The following is a 16,071-nucleotide window of genomic DNA, read 5'->3' as shown; positions in this document are numbered from 1 at the left end:
ATTCGAAATTCGAGGCTTCATGCGGGCTCAAATGACCAGCCTGCAGCATCTTAGTTGAACAATAGCTGAAAATTGTGAGGTCTTTCAGCTTATTCAGACGAACGCGAACGCCCGGTCAGGGGCCGACCGGGCGCTTGGGAGAAGGGAGGAAGGCGTTATTCGGTTCCGGCGCCCGCCAGCCAGAGCGGCGTCCGGCCACAGCTCTTCTCGATGGCCGCCATGCGCGCCGCATGGGCATCGAGGTCGGTGCTGGTCGCGCTGATCACCCGGGTCCGCGGGCGCTCGGCCGGCAGGCGCCTGATCGGCATGACGTAGTTGCCGTCGCCATTGCCTTCCTGGCCGTGGGCGGCCAATGACAGGCTGGTCTGGCCACCGGTCATGGCCAGGTAGACGTCCGCAAGGATCTCGGCGTCCAGCAGGGCGCCGTGCAGCTCGCGGTTGGAGTTGTCTACGCCATAGCGCTTGCACAGGGCATCCAGGCTGTTGCGCTGGCCGGGATGCCGACCGCGGGCCATGACCAGGGTGTCGAGCACCGAGCAGTACTGGGTGACGTCGGCACGCTCGGGATGGACGCCCAGCCGGGCGAACTCCATGTTGATGAAGCCCACGTCGAAGGGTGCGTTGTGGATGACCAGTTCGGCGCCTTCGATGAATTCGAAGAAGCTGTCGGCGATCTCGGCAAAGCGCGGCTTGTCGGCGACATATTCATCGGTGATGCCGTGGACCGCGATGGCGCCCTCGTCGATCTGCCGATCCGGGTTGAGATAGACATGGAAATGCCGCCCGGTCAGGCGCCGACCGATGACCTCGACCCCACCGATCTCGATGACCCTATGGCCATCGGTCACCGGCATGCCGGTGGTTTCGGTATCCAGAACTACATATCTCATCGCTAACCTCTTGGCTGGTTACGCCTTGGCGGCCTGCTTGGCCTGCCGTACTTCGTCGACACCGCGGTTGGCCAACTGGTCGGCCCGCTCGTTCTCGGGGTGGCCGGTGTGACCGCGCACCCACCGCCACTCGACCTGGTGGCGCTGGACCTGTTCGTCCAGGGCCTGCCACAACTCGGCATTCTTCACCGGCTGGCGCGCGGCGGTCTGCCAGCCGCGCTTCTTCCAGTTCACCAGCCACTGGGTGATGCCCTTCATCACGTACTCGGAGTCAGTGGTCAGACGGATCTGACAGGGGCGCTTGAGCGCCGCCAGGGCCTGGATGGCCGCCATCAACTCCATGCGATTGTTGGTGGTGTTGGCTTCGCCGCCCCAGAGCTCGCGCTCCGCACCCTTGAATTTCAGCAGGGCGCCCCAGCCACCGGGGCCGGGATTGCCCTTGCAGGCGCCGTCGGTAAAGACCTCGACGATGTCGTCACTCATTGGATTCACTCGATTCGCGGCGGCTGATCTTGGCCACCGGCATGGGCACCAGCTTGCCGCGCGGTTCCTTGCGCGCCTGGGGCACGGGGCGCAGGCCGAACATCAGCTTGCGCGCCGACAGCAGATAGAAGCCTGCACCCGCTGCCTGTTCGCAGTTGGGTTCGGCTTCGCCCTGCTCCATCCAGGCCAGCCGCTGCTGCCACTTGGGGGATGAAAGCGGCGGACGATAACACCCGAAGCGCCGTTTCTCCAGCGCGAAGCCCAGCACCGACAGCCAGTCGCCTACCCGGCTGGGGCCGAAGCAGCGGGCCTTGCGCAGGGCATCCCGGGCCAGGTAATGGCGCACGCCCCAGAGGCTCCAGGGATTGATGCCCACCACCACCAGGTGCCCGCCCGGACGCACGCTCAGCGCCGCCTCGCGCAGCAGCCGATGCGGCGCTAGGGAGAAATCCAGACCGTGCTGCAACAGCACCACGTCGGCCGCATGCTCGCCCAGCGGCCAGGCCCCCTCTTCGCAGACGATGTCCACATCGCCCAGCGGCGGTCCTATGCGCACCGCATGGCGGAGCTGGCCGCAATTGGCCGGTGCCTCGGGGTGCGGGCCGTAGTGGATCAGGTAACTGCCAAAGTGGCGCTTGAGCTCTTCGTCGATCAGCAGGCGCTCCTGCTCCAGCAGCAGCTGGCCCAGCGGTCCGGCCAGCCAGTCCCGCGCCGAGCTCATCAGCTTCAGCCAGCGCGGATCGACCTGGGCGGAGAATTCATCGTGCATCGTCTGGTCCTCTCATACTGAAGCCTTAGCCCTACCACCCACTGCTACCCTAGGGGCCTGCAGTCCGACCAGAGAGCTCGTCCATGTTCGACATTCTTCCGCTGCCCGCTTTCAACGATAACTACATCTGGCTGATCAAGGACGCCGCGACAAGACAGGCGGTCGTGGTCGATCCGGGCGATGCCGCCCCCGTCCTGGCCTGGCTCGACGCGAATCCGGACTGGCGCCTGACCGATATCCTCATCACCCACCACCATCACGACCACACCGGCGGCATCACTGCGCTCAAGGAGCGCAGCGGCGCCCGGGTCAGTGCGCCGGCCGACGAACGCATCGCCGCGGTCGACCTCCCGCTGGCGGACGGCCAGCGGCTGGAGGTGCTGGGCGTTCCCTTCGAGGTCCTGCGGGTGCCCGGCCATACCGCCGGCCACATCGCCTTCCATGTCGCGGGTGAGCGACCCCTGCTGTTCAGCGGCGATACCCTCTTCTCGGCCGGCTGCGGCCGACTCTTCGAAGGCACGCCCAGCCAGATGCTGACCTCCCTGCAGCGCCTGGCCAAGCTGCCGGACACCACCGAAATCTACTGCGGCCACGAGTACACCCTCAGCAACCTGCGTTTCGCCGAGGCGGTGGAACCGGAAAACGCCGCGGTACAGCAGGCCCTGGCCGAGACCCGGCAGCTGCGGGATGCCCAGCACCCCACCCTGCCCTCCACCCTGGGCCGCGAACGCCAGATCAATCCCTTCCTCCGTACCGCCGAAAGCAGCGTGCGCCTCCGCCTGCAGGAGGAACGCGAGGTGGCGGCGGATGCGCCGGAGGATACCTATTTCGCGGCCTTGAGAGGCTGGAAGGACACGTTCTGACACCTATTGCCCAGACCCTGCCAGCACGCTGGAAGCCAGGGTTTTCGGTCGTCGTACAGGTCACAGGCTAAAGGGTTGTTCCTTGACCCCCCGGGATGCGGTTCCTAGAATCGCCCATCCTCCAGCTCCCGGAAAGCCCAGACCGATGCCGCCAGCGACGCCGAAAACCCGCGAAATAGACGTGCTGGCCACCTCTTTCAAAGTCTCGGCGCTCTGTTTTGCCGTCTTCCTCGCCGGCTGTCAGAGCAATCAGCAGCCCGATAATCGTGCCTATCAGGCCGATCTGCACATGACGCCCAGCAAGATCCAGCGTCCGCCGGAATGGTTGCGCAAGGCCCCCACCGCGGCAGCCACCAGTGGCGATATCTGGGACCGGGTACGGGACGGCTATCAGCTGCAGGGCGCCGGCGACAACGGCACCAACCCGCGCATCGATCGTCAGCGACTCTGGTATGCCAGCCACGAAGCCGCCCTCGCGCAGTCCTGCAGCCGCGGCGCGCCCTATCTGCATTACATCGTCGAGCGCCTGGAAGAGCGCAACATGCCACTGGAACTGGCCCTGCTGCCGGTGGTGGAAAGCTCCTTCAATCCCAACGCCCTCTCGCGCAGCGCCGCCTCCGGTCTGTGGCAGTTCATCCCCACCACCGGCAAGTATTTCAATCTGCGCCAGACCCGCTTCTATGACGGTCGCCGCGACATCACCGCCTCGACCAATGCCGCCCTGGACTACCTGAGCAAGCTGCACGACATGTTCGGTGGCGACTGGCTGCTGGCGCTGGCCGCCTACAACGCCGGCGAAGGCACGGTCAGCCGCGCCATCGAGCGCAACCAGTCGCTGGGCCTGCCCACCGACTACTGGAATCTGTCGTCGCTGCCGCCGGAAACCCAGGACTACGTGCCCAAGCTGCTGGCCGTCTCCCAGATCGTGCGCAACCCGGACGCCTACGGCCTGGCCCTGGAATCCATCCCGGACGAGCCCTACTTCGAAGTGGTGGACATCAAGCAGCACCTGGACCTGGCCCGGGTTGCCGAGCTCGCGGACCTGGATGCCAACGAACTCTATCGTCTGAATCCCGCCTACACCCAGCGCGTGACCATGGACGGCCCCAAGCATCTGCTGGTGCCGGCGGAAAAGGCCAAGCGCCTGGTCGCGACCCTGCCCAACATCGCCTCCGATGCCGTGGTGCAGTGGCAGGAATATCAGGTGCGCCGCGGCGATACCATGCGCAGCGTGGCCAAGCGCAATCGGGTGAGCGTCGACCAACTCGCCGCGCTCAACAAGCTCAGCAGCAGCAGCCGCCTGTCCGCTGGCCGGGAACTCATGATCCCGCGCCGCGAGACCGGCAAGACCACGACGCCCCTGGAGACCATCGCCGTGGCCGAAGAGCCCGTGGTGCGCACCTACAAGGTGCGCACCGGCGACAGCCTCTGGTCCATCGCCCGGGCCAACGAGGTGGAGCTGGGTGACCTCAAGCGCTGGAACGATCTCGGCAAGCGCGGCCTCAAGGTCGGCGAGACGCTGAAGCTGCACGGCACGGGTAGCAGCACCGCCACCGCCGTGGCGATGCCGGCCTCCTATACGGTCAAGACCGCCAAGTCGGCAGCCAAGACCACCAAAACGGCCAAGGCCGCCCCCACCTACTACCGGGTCAAGGCCGGCGATTCCCTCTATCAGATCGCCAAGCGCTACAACATCGGCGTGCAAGCACTGCAGGACTGGAATCCGCGCATCGCGTCCGCCCTGACCCCCGGTCAGACCCTGACGCTGTTCCTCAACTGAGGCGCGACCGCTCACCGCAGCGGTCAACCAGCGCTTTTGTCCCGGGTATCGACCTGCTACCTTACCGCCCCACCCGTGCCTGACCCCTAGCGGAGCCAGGCCAAGATCTCGCTCTGACCTGCGCAGAGCCCTGCCCAACCCGGACCTCAGCCCCTGGCTGCTGCCCGGGATTCAACACAGAAGAGGAAAAAACCATGGGATTTCTCGCCGGTAAGCGCGTTCTCATCGTCGGCGTCGCCAGCAAGCTGTCCATCGCCTCCGGCATCGCCGCGGCCATGCACCGCGAAGGCGCCGAGCTGGCCTTCACCTACCAGAACGAGAAGCTCAAGGGTCGCGTCGAAGAATTCGCCGCGGGCTGGGGTTCCAATCCCGAGCTGTGCTTCCCCTGCGACGTCGCCGACGACGCCCAGATCGAAGCCGTGTTCGCCGCGCTGGCGAAGAAGTGGGATGGCCTGGATTGCATCGTCCACTCGGTCGGCTTCGCCCCGGGCGACCAGCTGGACGGTGACTTCACCGCCGTGACCACCCGTGACGGCTTCAAGATCGCCCACGATATCAGCGCCTACAGCTTTGTCGCCCTGGCCAAGGCCGGTCGCGAGATGATGCGCGGCCGCAATGGCAGCCTGCTGACCCTGTCCTACCTGGGCGCCGAGCGCACCATGCCGAACTACAACGTCATGGGCATGGCCAAGGCCAGCCTCGAGGCCGGCGTCCGTTACCTGGCCGGCAGCCTCGGCCCGGAAGGCACCCGCGTCAACGCCGTGTCCGCCGGTCCCATCCGCACCCTGGCCGCCTCGGGCATCAAGAGCTTCCGCAAGATGCTGGCCGCCAACGAGCGCCAGACACCCCTGCGCCGCAACGTGACCATCGACGAAGTCGGCAACGCCGGCGCCTTCCTGTGCTCCGACCTGGCGTCGGGCATCAGCGGCGAGATCCTCTATGTCGACGGCGGCTTCAACACCACCGCCATGGGTCAGCTGAACGACGACGAGTGATCGAGGCCGCTGCCTGATCACCGCGAAGGGCCGGCAATTTGCCGGCCCTTCTGCTTTCAGCTGTCGCTGCGCACCTGCGCATGGCTGATCAGCGCGAAGATCAGACTGCCCCCGACGATGTTGCCGGCCAGGGTCGGCCCGGCAAAGGTCAGCCAGAAGTCACCCCAGCTCGCCTCTCCGGCGAATACCAGATAGGCGACCTCCAGACTGCCGACCACGATGTGGGTGAAGTCCCCGAGGGCCATCAGGTAGGTGATGAGCACGATGATCCAGATCCTGGCGTGCTCTGCCGCCGGCAGCATCCAGACCATGGTGGCGATCATCCAGCCGGAAACGATGCCCTTGGCGAACATCGCCGAGGCATCGTTCTCCATCACCTTGGTGCCGATCTTCAGGAAGGACGCGTCGGCCTTGGCATCGAACAGTGGCAGATGCAGGATCACGTAGGCGACCAGGATGGTCCCGATGAGATTGCCCACCAGTACCACGCCCCACAGCCGCCCCAGGCGGCCGAAGTTGTGCAGCGTGGGCTCGCTCATCACCGGCAGCACCGCCGTCAGGGTGTTTTCGGTGAACAGCTGCTGACGTGCCAGGATCACCGCCAGGAAGCCAGCCGAGTAGCCGAAGCTGGCGATGACCTTGCTGTAGCCACCCTCGGGCAGATTGGCATTGAGCAGCCCCATCGCCATCAACGACAGGCCCATGGTCAGGCCGGCGGCCAGCGCCGACCAAAACAGCGCCGCGATGGTCCTTTCCAGTTCGTGATCACCCTGGGTACGGATGATCTCGTGCAGCACCACGGCGCGTGGCAACTGGTTCTCGTCGACGTCCTCTTCTTCCTCGCGACTCAGCTCGGGGTCGTCCGGACCGGATTCCTTCCGCTGTCGGGGCTCTTCGGCCTGCTCCTGGTCTCTCTTCATCAGACGGCCTGCTCGTCCCAGAGCAGCTCATCGTCGTCGCCAATCTCCGTCACTCGGTTGAGCGCGGCATCAGCTGCCTCTTCCGCTTCGGAAGCCAGATCGAAATGCCTTTCGGTAGCGACCTTGTGAAAGACCGGATGGGCATCTTCGCGTCGTGCCTTGACGGCGATGACTGCTTCGAAACCCTGTTCAGCCGGAACGGCGGACGAGATCGCTTCGTGATGATTGAAATGCTTGATAGCCATAGACGCCGTTGTCTCCACACCTGAGGCGACCGGACTGGTCGCGCCTGATAGATAGACTGTGCCGGCGGAAAAACGATCTGTGGCGAGGGAGCGGATCAGGCGCCGAGCAGCTTCTGCACCTGCAGGTGAAGACGCTCGAGGGAGAACGGCTTGGTCAGCAAGGGGACCTTGCCCAGCAACGGCGAGCCGGTATCGATGATTTCGGCGGGATAGCCGCTGATGAAGAGCACCTTGAGGTCGGGGCGCAGCTTGAGAGCGGGCTCGGCGATCATCACACCGGAGACGTCATCGGGGAGGCGGAAGTCGGTGATCAGCAGATCCAGACGTGGCCGACCGGCCAGGATGCGAAAGGCTTCGAGTGACGAGGGCGCCTGCAGGACGGTGTAACCCAGTTCGGAAAGATAATCCGCCAGAATCATCAAAATCTGCGGCTCATCCTCGACGACCAGGACAACCTTGCTCTGTTCCGCACTCACCATCTGACCCCTGTACCCACACGCTCGGCTCCCTTGGACACAAAGGGCCTGCAAAGTTCCGTTCTAGACGCAGATTTAGGGGGCGCCGGACGTGCCAGCGACCCCCTGGACCTTACTGCTGTTGCTTCTGGCCTTGCTCGTTGAGCGTGGTCTTGCCGGCACCGGTCGCGGCGCCAGCGCCTTCACCGGTCTTCTGACCTGCCGGGGTGCCCATACCAGCGCTGTTGGCCTTCGGCGGATTGCCTGCGCCTTCGGTGGCGAAAGCGGCGCCACTGGCAGCGATCAGACCAGCAAACATCAAGGCAGAGATTTTCTTCGCGTTCATGGTAGGACTCCGGGTTGATTGGACACTGTTTAGGCAGGCCAAGCGCCGATTCGTTCTCTACCAGATGCCGGAGGCGATGTAACGGAATACTAAAGATTGTCTGGCGGGCATTCCAGCGGCGAGCAGGCGTGCCAGAGCAGCGCAGTCACGAGGGCGGATGCCCCAGAGCCGTTGTTAGTCTGGCTATTGCCGCAACGAACCCGGAGCCAGACGCAGGGACTCCTCCCCGCCTCCGCGTGGCGGGAAGGAATCGAGGTCCTCACCCTAGACGGCGAATTCGCGCACCACGCGATTCAAGCCGCTGGCGAGCTTGGAGACCTCGGCGCTGGCGCTGGCGGTCTGGGTGGCTCCGGTCGCGCTCTGGGTGGCCAGGTCACGGATGCTGGTGATGTTGCGATCGATCTCCCGCGCCACCTGCGCCTGCTCTTCGGCGGCGGTAGCGATGACCGCATTGCGGTCGTTGATCTGGGAGATGGATTCGGCGATCTGCTCCAGGGACACATTGGCCAGCTGGGCGACCGAGGTGGATTCGCCGGCCAGTTGCTGACTCTCGGCCATGGCCCTGACGGCCTGCGAGGAGTCATTCTGGATGGCGCCGATCATCTGCTCGATCTCGCGCGTCGACTGCTGGGTGCGATGGGCCAGGGCCCGCACCTCGTCGGCGACCACGGCGAAGCCGCGGCCCTGTTCGCCCGCCCGCGCTGCCTCGATGGCAGCGTTCAGCGCCAGCAGGTTGGTCTGCTCGGCGATGGCGCGAATGACCTCGACCACGGTGGTGATGTCCTGAGCACGCGAGGACAGGGCCTGGATCTGCTCGCTGGTACTGGCCACGTTCTGCGCCAGGGCCTCGATCGACTGCACCGTGCGGGTGACCTTGTCCAGGCCGTCGCTGGTGAGGTTCTGGGTGTGCAGCGAGGTGCTGGCCGCATCGGCGGCATTGCGCGCGACCTCCTCCACTGCCGAACTCATCTCGGTGACGGCACTGGCGGCCTGGTTGACCTCGTCGTTCTGCCGTACATAACCGCGCCCGGCTTCGTCGATCACCGCAGTCATCTCTTCCGCGGCAGAGGCAAGCTGGGTCGAGCTGTCGGCGATATGGGAAACGGTGTCGCGCAGATTGCCCTGCATCTGGGCCAGGGCCTGCAGCATGCCTGCCGCCTCGTCTCGGCCGACCACGGTGATCCGCTCGGTGAGATCCTTGCGAGCGATTCGCTGGGCGATGCGCAGCGCTTCGCCCACCGGCAGGGTGATGCTGCGGATCAGCAGCGCCGCGAGCACGATGGTGGCCGCTATGGTCAGGCCGATCAGCCCATAGACCCAGAACAGGCCATTGGCATAGGTGGCGCCCGCCGCCTGCCCTGCGGCCTTGGCACCGCGTTCGTTGAAGGCGCTCAATTCGGCGATGGTCTTTTCCAGTGCGTTGGTGAGCGGACGGATCGAGGTATTGATCAGGGCGATGGCGCCTTCGTTGTCGCCCGCGCGCAGCTTGGGCTCGAAGGTATCCAGCAGGGTCCGGTAGCTTTCGGCACCCTTGACCACGGCGGTGTACAGCTGGCGATCCTCGGCGTCGGCCACGGTCTTTTCGTAGTCCTTGACCGCGGTGAAGAAGGCGTCGCGATAGCCCGGGAAGGCCGCGACCGTCTGGGCGCGCAGCTGCGGATCCGGCGTGGTGGTGGCCCTGAGGCTTTCCAGGCGCAGCCGCAGCAATCCGCCACTCATCTTCGCCGCCAGCTGGTTGCCCGGCAGCCAGTTGGTCTCTACCTCCTGTTCCGCCTCGAAGAGCTTGCCCATCTGCACCACGGCGACGCCGCCGAGGGCGAAGACGATCAGGACGATCACGGAAAAGAACAGCACGGCGCGGGGCGCGACGTTGAGGCTGCGAAGACTCATAGGTGGATATCCCTAATAAAGTGACTATTAGGGATATCGGCGCAGCGGAGCCCCCTTAAGACAGGGACGACGGACGGCCGCGAACCGACTGCCAGCGGTCGCGGCGTCCATTTGGGAGGACGGTAGCGTCAGAGCAACTGCAGCGGGTAGTCGAAGATGACCCGCAGCTGATCGACCGAGCCGCCGGTGGACAACGAGCCGCGGTGCCAGGCCTGGCGCACGCGAATGGACAGGCCCTTGGCCGTCCCGGCTTGCACAACGTAGCGCCCTTCCAGATTCAGCTCTCGCTCGCGGTCGTCGGCGCCGTACAGTCCGCGATAGGCGCTGGTGGCGGGCAGGTTGCTGCCATCGATGTTGGTGCCCTTGATGTAGCGGGTCATGAGGCTGAGACCGGGTACCCCGAAGGTCTTGAAGTTGAGGTCGTAGCGCGCTTGCCAGGAGCGCTCGCCGGGGGCGTTGAAGTCGGAGAACATCGAAGCATTGCCCAGAAACAGCCCACCGCCGGTGCGCCCGTTGTCGCCCATGCCGATATAGTCGAAGGGTGTGTCGCCGTCGATCCGCTGCCAGCCGAGGGTGACGGTATGGGGGCCCTGACTATAGGCCGCTGCCAGGCTGTAGGCGGTATTGTCGATGGGACCGGCCTTGGCGGCACCGGTGTCGAGGGTGCGGTAGAGGTTGGCGTCGAAGTTCAGCGACTGGGTCGCCGACAACGGCCGCACCAGGTTGAAGTTGCCGTAATACTGATTCCAGATGTCATCCAGTTGGGCGGCATAGAGCGACAGGCTGGCACCCTTGGCCAGCGCGTACTTGCCCCCGGCGAAATCGATGTGACTGGCACGGCGTCGGGCATAGCCGGCCAAGAGGTCGCCGTCCCTGTTGGTGCTGACCTGGTCGGTGCCCGAGGTGAAATGCCCGGCTTCCAGGGTCAGGTCAGGCAGGTCGGTGCTGAGGAGGCTCCAGCCGGTGGCGCTTTGCGGCAACAGGCGACTGGTGCTGATGGCGAAGACCGGTGCCGTGGGCAGTTGCTGACCATAGCGGACCACGGTCTTGCCTACCCGCAGCTTGGCCGCGGCGCCGGCGCGGGAGTACTCGTCCGCCGGTTCGTTGCCGGCGTGCACGGGCAGATTACCCGTCCCTCGCCGCCCGGGACCGCCATCGAGCTTCATGCCCAGGTAGCCGAAGGCATCGACGCCAAGACCTACCGTACCCTGGGTGAAGCCGGACTGATAATCGAGCAGAACGCCCTGGGTCCAGTCCTGCTGATCGGCACGTCCGTTGCGGCGATCGCTACCGAAGTAGTAGTTGCGCAGGGTCAGGGTGAGCTTGCCGTCGTCCACGAAGCCATCGGCCCGGGCCTCCTGCTCCGTCAGCAGCCACGCGCCGCTGCCCAGTACGCTGAGTGCCAGGGGTGTGGCCAGGCAGCCGCCCTGCAGCCAGCGATTGCCTCGGGGTGATCCTTTTCGATGACGCGAGCGTTCCATGAAGTCCTCTGCGGAGTGTTGGAGATCCGGTTGTCTGAACGACGCCCACACGCAGGCAGCGAAATCCTTTCGCGGTCTTGGTGACGTCTAGTGGGCGGTGCCCGCACCCCATGCGAGCACCGATCTCAGGTCAGGGACTCACCCAGTCGGCTGCCCTGCCCCTTTGCAGGTGCGCGTGCCTGCAGGGAGCTGTCGAGCATCGTCAGGTGAATACGCCGGTCGGCGACGGCGTCCACCAGGTTCTCGTCATGGCTGACCAGCAGGATGGCGGTCCCGGACTCCTCGGCGGTTTCGACCAGCAGCTCGATCATCTCCTTCTGGGTGATGAGATCCAGCCGCGAGCTGGGTTCATCGGCGAAGATCAGCGCCGGATCGAGCAGCAGCACGCGCAGCAGGGAAAAGCGCTGCAACTCACCCCCGGAGATATTGCCGGGCAGTCGATCCAGCAGGCGCTCGTCGAGGCGCAGGCGTTGCATCAGCCGACCGATGCGCGTCGCATCCAGCCGGTGCAGCCGCACCAGATCCGCCAGCAATTGGCGAATGGTCACCGAGGGCGCGAAGGCGGCCACCGGGTCCTGGTGCAGCTTCTGGAAGGCGAAGCGACCGAGGCCTGGCTGGCGACGGATCGCCCCGGCGCCGGGAGCGGCCAGGCCGAGCAGGATGTCGCCGAGGGTCGACTTGCCGCAGCCGGACGGCCCCGTCACGCCAAGAATCTCCCCGGGCCGGACGGTAAAGGACAACCCCTCGAACAGCTGCCTGCCACCGCGCTGGGCGGCGAGGTCTTCCACCGCGACCACGGCTTCGTCGGTGAAGGGTCGCGAGGGACGTTTCGGCCACTGGGCGGGATCGGCGGCCAGCAGCTGGCGGGTATAGGCATGCTGCGGCTGGCCCAGCACCTGCTCGGCCGTACCGGCCTCGATGACCTGCCCCTTGAGCATGATCATCACCTCGCCACCCAGCCGGCGCGCGACTTCCAGGTCGTGGGTGATGATGAGCAGGCTGCCGCCCTCGGCCAGCATGGCCTTGAGGAGATCGATGACCTCGTCGATGCGGTCGCAATCCAGCCCCTTGGTGGGCTCGTCGGCGATCAGCACCGGCGAGCCACCGGCATGGGTGGCGGCGAAGGCGAGGCGCTGGGCCATGCCCCCGGACAGCTGGAAGGGATACTTGTGCTCGGCGCCGGTCAGGCCCAGCCGCGCCAGATCCGCGCTGGCCCTGTCGCGGGCTTCGGTACGACCGAGGCCGACCACCTGGGTATAGGTCTCGGCGACCTGGGACAGCGCTCGCATGGTCGGGTCCAGGCTAAGCCAGGGTTCCTGGGGCAGCACCGCCAGCCCCCTGCCCCAGTGCTTACGGCGACCGATCTGGCGGCCTTCTTCGCCGAAACCGTCCGCCAGGCCTATCTGCCCGTGGGCCTGCAGCCCCGCCGGCAGGTTGCCGACGACGCCCTGGGCGAACAGGCTCTTGCCCGAGCCGGTCTCGCCGATGATCGACAACACCTGACCCGGCGCCAGGCGGATGGACAGCGGTTCCACCAGCTGGGTATCGGCGGTGCGGATCTCCAGCGTCGTGGTGGTGAGCAAGGCGGTCATGGCTTGCGGCCTCCGGTGATGAGCAGCAGTGACAGCACGGTCAGGAAGATCGCCAGGATCGGCAGGGCGATGACCAGGGGCGCCTCGGCGTAATAGGGCAGCAACTCGGTGATCATCAGGCCCAGCTCGGCGGTGGGCGGCCGTACGCCGATGCTGACGAACCCCAGGGCGGCGATGGCCATGATGGTCGAGGCGGCGCCAAAGGCGGCGATGGTCAGGAGAACCGGCGCCAGTTGTGGCCAGAGGTGCCGACGCACGATATAGACGGGACCGAAGCCCAGCAGCCCGCTGGCGGCCACCGCTGGCGAGGCCAGTACGGTACGGGACAGCGCCCGGGTCATGCGGAAGTACTCCACCCAGAGCACCAGGGCCACGGCGCTGTAGAGGGCGACGAAGGAGCCGGGAAACACCGCGACGATCAGCAGCACCAGCAGCAGGCCCGGCAGGGCCAGGAACAACTCGGCCAGGCCGCCCAGCAGCTTGTCGACCAACCCACCCTTCCAGGCGGCCAGGATGCCCAGCAGCACGCCGGGAAGGGCGGCGGTGCAGACGCTGATGAAGGCCAGCCCCAGCGAGAAGCGGATGGCCACCGCCAGCCGCGCCAGCATGTCACGACCCAGGTGGTCGGTGCCCAACGGATAGGCGCTGCTGGGCCCCGCGAGGATCGCCTCATAGTCCTGACGGGCGATGTCGCCCGGCCAGAGCAGCGGGGTGAGTACGGCAAAGGCGATCAGCGCCGCCAGCAGACCCAGGCCAAGCCCGCGTGCGGAGGATTTGACCGGAGGCGCCGCCGAAGCGACGGTGGCGTCGAGATTCATGCGTTTCTCCCGCGCGGATCGATCAGGTGGTTGGCGAGATCGACCAGGGTATTGAGGATGACGAACAGCAGCCCCATCGCCAGGGCGGTGCCCTGCACCATGGGCACGTCGCGCTGGACGATGGCGTGGACCAGGCCGTGGCCGATGCCCGGCCAGGCGAACAGCGTCTCCACCACCACCACGCCCTCGATGAGATACACCAGCTGCACGCCCAGGTAGGTCACCACCGGCACGCCGATATTGCGCAGGCCATGGCGCAGGAAGACGCCGGCGCCTCTCAGGCCCTTGAGGCGGCCGAAGCGGTAGTAGGCGGACGCGGCGACTTCCATCGTGGCGTCCCGGGCGACCCGCGACGACACCGCGGCCAGTCCCAGCGCCAGGGTCAGCGTGGGCAGGACGCTGTGCCAGAAGGTGCCGTGGCCGGCCGCCGGGAACAGTTGCCAGGAGATGGCGAACAGCAGCACGAAGATCACGCCCAGGACGAATTGCGGCAGCGCGCGGATCGCGGTGGTCAGCACCAGCAGGCCGCGGTCCAGCAGGCTGCCCGGACGCAGGCCGGCCATCACGCCCAGCGGCGGACCCAGCAGCAGCGACAGGCAGACGGCGCCGATGGCCAGGCAGATGGAGCTGCCCAGTTCGTGGGCGACGACGTCCATCACCGGCTTGCCGGAGACCAGCGAATGGCCGAGATCCAGGGTCAGCAGATCGCCGATCCAGGCGAAGAAGCGCCACAGCAGCGGCTGATCCAGATTCAGCTCGGCCCTAACCGCCTCGGCCGCGGCGGTATCCACCAGGTCATAGCCGTAGCGCCCCGCCGCGATGCGGTAGGCGGCATCGCCCGGCAGCAGGTTCATGAACAGGAAGGTGAGACCGCCGACCAGCAGGGCGACCAGGCCCGCCTGCAGCAGGCGAAAGGCGAGCAGGCGGGTCATGGGGCCCACCGCAGTTTGCTTAGGCCGAAGGTGCGCTCGAAGGGATCGATGGCGGCGCCTTCGACGGCATTGGACACGGCCAGCGTCTGGCGATACCAGGCCACCGGAATCACCGGCAGGTCCTTTTGCACCTGGGCCATGGCGGCGTAGCGCTGGCGCTGCTGCTCGGCCGGATCCTCGCTGGCCAGCAAGGCGGCCAGGGCCTGGTCGAAGGCCGGATTCTTCCAGCCCAGCGGCCCCCACTCGGCGCCGCCGTGGCTGAAGTCATTGAGCAGGGTGACCAGGGGATCCGGCACCAGGGCGAAGTTGCGGCCATAGAGCGCCAGTTGCAACGAGCCATCGTTGTGCGCGGCCGGGATGGCGCTGGAGTTCTGCACCGCGACTTCCACGTCCACGCCCACCTCGCGCAACTGCGCCTGCAGCGCGGTGGCGATCAGCGGCAGCTCGGGCCTGTCGGAATAGGTCAGCAGCTTGAGCCTGAGCGGCGTGCCGTCCTTTTGCAGGATGCCATCGGCGCCAGGGGTCCAGCCCTGCCCGGCCAGCAGCGTGCGCGACGCCGCCGGATCGTAGGCGAGCGGCGCCAACGCGGGGTCGTGCCAGGCGGGCACGTTCCTGGCGAACAACTGAGTCGCTCCGGTACCCGGCGCCCGCAGCACGGCGGCGGCGACGCCTTCGCGCTGGATGGCCAGGCTGAGCGCCTGCCGCACTTCCACCGGGGCGGTGGCGCCGGTACCAGAGTTGGGGGTCAGCAGCACTACCCGTGGGACCGGCTCGATCAGCACCTTGAGGCTGCTGGAGCGCTTGAGTCGGGCGATGCTGGGCGGATCGAGCTGGAACACCAGTTCGGCATCGCCGCTCTCGGCCATCAGGGTGCGGGTCTCACCGCGGCCGGCGGCCAGGTAGGAGGTCCTGGCGATCTCCGGCCTGGCGCCCCAGTAGCCTTCGAAGCGCTCCGCGGCCAGGCGTTGCGGCGGTTCCAGCAGGGTCAGCCGGTACGGCCCCGTGCCGATGATCTTCTGCACCTTGCCTTCGGCGTCATAGGCGGCCGGCGCCAGGATATTGGTGGAGGAATGCGCCAGCAGCGCCAGCAGGGGCTTGAAGGGTTTCGCCAGCCGGATCACCACCTCGTTGCCTTCGGCCGTGACCGACGCCATGCCCGCCTGCCTGAGCACCCCGGGCTTACCCCGCGCCGCATCAAGGGCAGCAGCCGCAGCCTCGGCCGTGAGTTCGCTGCCGTCATGGAACCTTACTCCCTGGCGCAGGGCGAGCCGCCAGGTCAGGCCATCCGCCGATTCGGTCCAGCGCGCTGCCAGGCCAGGGATTGGCTGGCCCTGGGCATCGGCTTCGAGCAGGGTCTCGGTGATCTGCATGCGCTGGAAGACGAAGCCAGAAATGGAAGGATCCAGCCCACCGATCTCGAAGGGGCCGACCACGTCGAAGACGCGTTCTTCAGCGCTGGACAGCGTCGGCACGAAGGCGACCAGGGTCGCCAAGGTCGAAGCGGCCAGCGCCAGGCGAAGGGAGCGGGATACGGGCATGACAGTCCTTAGCAGAGCGAAAGCGCCGGTACCCGCTGCCAACAGCTAGGCATCGGCCAAGCCAATGAAGGCGC

16 protein-coding genes and 1 pseudogene are annotated in these 16,071 nt (G+C 66.4%); 3 read left to right on the top strand and 14 right to left on the bottom strand.

All coding sequences use genetic code 11. The annotated features are described in order from the left end of the window. Nucleotides 1-155: 155 nt before the first annotated feature. The 3 genes from dnaQ to FHR73_RS05945 are packed head-to-tail and all read right to left on the bottom strand — an operon-like array spanning nt 156 to nt 2,142. The gene (gene dnaQ, locus FHR73_RS05955; RefSeq protein ID WP_183629990.1) at nt 156-890 is read right to left on the bottom strand and encodes a DNA polymerase III subunit epsilon; all 735 of its coding nucleotides are present in this window, start codon (nt 888-890) and stop codon (nt 156-158) included. An 18-nt stretch (nt 891-908) separates the two neighbouring features. Continuing rightward, on the bottom strand, nt 909-1,373 hold the full coding sequence (rnhA, locus tag FHR73_RS05950; protein WP_007161713.1) for a ribonuclease HI: 465 nt from the start codon (nt 1,371-1,373) through the stop codon (nt 909-911). Beyond that, nucleotides 1,366-2,142 (bottom strand): methyltransferase domain-containing protein, encoded by a 777-nt coding sequence (locus FHR73_RS05945; protein ID WP_183629989.1) that lies wholly within the window; start codon nt 2,140-2,142, stop codon nt 1,366-1,368. The genes rnhA and FHR73_RS05945 overlap by 8 nt, the downstream gene beginning before the upstream one ends. Before the next feature lie 83 nt (nt 2,143-2,225). Between FHR73_RS05945 and gloB the strand changes: the two genes are divergently transcribed. The 3 genes from gloB (at nt 2,226) to fabI (ending at nt 5,780) form a co-directional block, all read left to right on the top strand. Further along, a complete protein-coding gene (gene gloB / locus FHR73_RS05940) occupies nt 2,226-3,005 on the top strand; it encodes a hydroxyacylglutathione hydrolase (protein WP_183629988.1) in 780 nt (259 codons plus the stop codon). A 145-nt stretch (nt 3,006-3,150) separates the two neighbouring features. Then, nucleotides 3,151-4,785, top strand: a complete 1,635-nt coding sequence (locus FHR73_RS05935; protein WP_183629987.1) for a lytic transglycosylase domain-containing protein — start codon at nt 3,151-3,153, stop codon at nt 4,783-4,785. A 194-nt stretch (nt 4,786-4,979) separates the two neighbouring features. Further along, the gene (gene fabI, locus FHR73_RS05930; RefSeq protein ID WP_042134086.1) at nt 4,980-5,780 is read left to right on the top strand and encodes an enoyl-ACP reductase FabI; all 801 of its coding nucleotides are present in this window, start codon (nt 4,980-4,982) and stop codon (nt 5,778-5,780) included. 56 nt (nt 5,781-5,836) lie between these two features. Here the strand turns inward: fabI and FHR73_RS05925 are convergent, their stop codons facing one another. From FHR73_RS05925 to FHR73_RS05880, 11 genes and pseudogenes are all read right to left on the bottom strand, one after another. Further along, nucleotides 5,837-6,700, bottom strand: coding sequence for a formate/nitrite transporter family protein (locus tag FHR73_RS05925; protein ID WP_260175598.1), 864 nt, complete (start codon nt 6,698-6,700; stop codon nt 5,837-5,839). Next, nucleotides 6,700-6,945 carry a hypothetical protein gene (locus tag FHR73_RS05920; protein WP_183629986.1) on the bottom strand — a complete coding sequence of 82 codons (246 nt, stop codon included), beginning with the start codon at nt 6,943-6,945 and terminating at the stop codon, nt 6,700-6,702. Before FHR73_RS05920 ends, FHR73_RS05925 begins: the two co-directional genes overlap by 1 nt. A 95-nt stretch (nt 6,946-7,040) precedes the next feature. Next, a complete protein-coding gene (locus FHR73_RS05915; protein ID WP_085982650.1) occupies nt 7,041-7,424 on the bottom strand; it encodes a response regulator in 384 nt (127 codons plus the stop codon). A gap of 109 nt (nt 7,425-7,533) precedes the next feature. Further along, complete coding sequence (locus FHR73_RS05910; protein ID WP_037007037.1) at nt 7,534-7,746, bottom strand: hypothetical protein; 213 nt, start codon at nt 7,744-7,746, stop codon at nt 7,534-7,536. Nucleotides 7,747-8,010: 264 nt separating this feature from the next. After that, nucleotides 8,011-8,799, bottom strand: a complete 789-nt coding sequence (locus FHR73_RS22725) for a methyl-accepting chemotaxis protein (RefSeq protein ID WP_409258667.1) — start codon at nt 8,797-8,799, stop codon at nt 8,011-8,013. Nucleotides 8,800-8,865: 66 nt separating this feature from the next. Further along, a pseudogene (locus FHR73_RS22720) lies at nt 8,866-9,636 on the bottom strand (MCP four helix bundle domain-containing protein); the annotation flags it as partial. A gap of 128 nt (nt 9,637-9,764) precedes the next feature. Then, the gene (locus FHR73_RS05900; protein WP_409258666.1) at nt 9,765-11,069 is read right to left on the bottom strand and encodes an OprD family porin; all 1,305 of its coding nucleotides are present in this window, start codon (nt 11,067-11,069) and stop codon (nt 9,765-9,767) included. Between the two features lie 173 nt (nt 11,070-11,242). Continuing rightward, complete coding sequence (locus FHR73_RS05895) at nt 11,243-12,709, bottom strand: ABC transporter ATP-binding protein (protein WP_183629983.1); 1,467 nt, start codon at nt 12,707-12,709, stop codon at nt 11,243-11,245. Then, the gene (locus FHR73_RS05890; RefSeq protein WP_183629982.1) at nt 12,706-13,527 is read right to left on the bottom strand and encodes an ABC transporter permease; all 822 of its coding nucleotides are present in this window, start codon (nt 13,525-13,527) and stop codon (nt 12,706-12,708) included. The genes FHR73_RS05895 and FHR73_RS05890 overlap by 4 nt, the downstream gene beginning before the upstream one ends. Beyond that, nucleotides 13,524-14,459: an ABC transporter permease gene (locus FHR73_RS05885; RefSeq protein ID WP_183629981.1), complete on the bottom strand. Its 936-nt coding sequence runs from the start codon at nt 14,457-14,459 to the stop codon at nt 13,524-13,526. Before FHR73_RS05885 ends, FHR73_RS05890 begins: the two co-directional genes overlap by 4 nt. Beyond that, on the bottom strand, nt 14,456-15,997 hold the full coding sequence (locus tag FHR73_RS05880; RefSeq protein ID WP_183629980.1) for an ABC transporter substrate-binding protein: 1,542 nt from the start codon (nt 15,995-15,997) through the stop codon (nt 14,456-14,458). Before FHR73_RS05880 ends, FHR73_RS05885 begins: the two co-directional genes overlap by 4 nt. Nucleotides 15,998-16,071 lie beyond the last annotated feature (74 nt).

The sequence above is a fragment of the Pseudomonas sp. AS2.8 genome (assembly GCF_014190935.1).
In the GTDB taxonomy this organism is placed as follows: domain Bacteria; phylum Pseudomonadota; class Gammaproteobacteria; order Pseudomonadales; family Pseudomonadaceae; genus Chryseomonas.
The sequence above is the reverse complement of the archived record's forward strand: the minus strand, read 5'-3'. Positions and strand labels throughout refer to the sequence as shown.

Bases quoted from the DNA above. Each gene is read 5' to 3' on its own strand.
- FHR73_RS05880 (WP_183629980.1), bottom strand. From the start codon at position 15,997: ATGCCCGTATCCCGCTCCCTTCGCCTGGCGCTGGCCGCTTCGACCTTG.
- rnhA (WP_007161713.1), bottom strand. From the start codon at position 1,373: ATGAGTGACGACATCGTCGAGGTCTTTACCGACGGCGCCTGCAAGGGC.
- dnaQ (WP_183629990.1), bottom strand. From the start codon at position 890: ATGAGATATGTAGTTCTGGATACCGAAACCACCGGCATGCCGGTGACC.
- FHR73_RS05915 (WP_085982650.1), bottom strand. From the start codon at position 7,424: ATGGTGAGTGCGGAACAGAGCAAGGTTGTCCTGGTCGTCGAGGATGAG.
- FHR73_RS05890 (WP_183629982.1), bottom strand. From the start codon at position 13,527: ATGAATCTCGACGCCACCGTCGCTTCGGCGGCGCCTCCGGTCAAATCC.
- fabI (WP_042134086.1), top strand. From the start codon at position 4,980: ATGGGATTTCTCGCCGGTAAGCGCGTTCTCATCGTCGGCGTCGCCAGC.
- FHR73_RS05895 (WP_183629983.1), bottom strand. From the start codon at position 12,709: ATGACCGCCTTGCTCACCACCACGACGCTGGAGATCCGCACCGCCGAT.
- FHR73_RS05925 (WP_260175598.1), bottom strand. From the start codon at position 6,700: ATGAAGAGAGACCAGGAGCAGGCCGAAGAGCCCCGACAGCGGAAGGAA.
- FHR73_RS05910 (WP_037007037.1), bottom strand. From the start codon at position 7,746: ATGAACGCGAAGAAAATCTCTGCCTTGATGTTTGCTGGTCTGATCGCT.
- gloB (WP_183629988.1), top strand. From the start codon at position 2,226: ATGTTCGACATTCTTCCGCTGCCCGCTTTCAACGATAACTACATCTGG.
- FHR73_RS05885 (WP_183629981.1), bottom strand. From the start codon at position 14,459: ATGACCCGCCTGCTCGCCTTTCGCCTGCTGCAGGCGGGCCTGGTCGCC.
- FHR73_RS05920 (WP_183629986.1), bottom strand. From the start codon at position 6,945: ATGGCTATCAAGCATTTCAATCATCACGAAGCGATCTCGTCCGCCGTT.
- FHR73_RS22725 (WP_409258667.1), bottom strand. From the start codon at position 8,799: ATGACTGCGGTGATCGACGAAGCCGGGCGCGGTTATGTACGGCAGAAC.
- FHR73_RS05945 (WP_183629989.1), bottom strand. From the start codon at position 2,142: ATGCACGATGAATTCTCCGCCCAGGTCGATCCGCGCTGGCTGAAGCTG.
- FHR73_RS05935 (WP_183629987.1), top strand. From the start codon at position 3,151: ATGCCGCCAGCGACGCCGAAAACCCGCGAAATAGACGTGCTGGCCACC.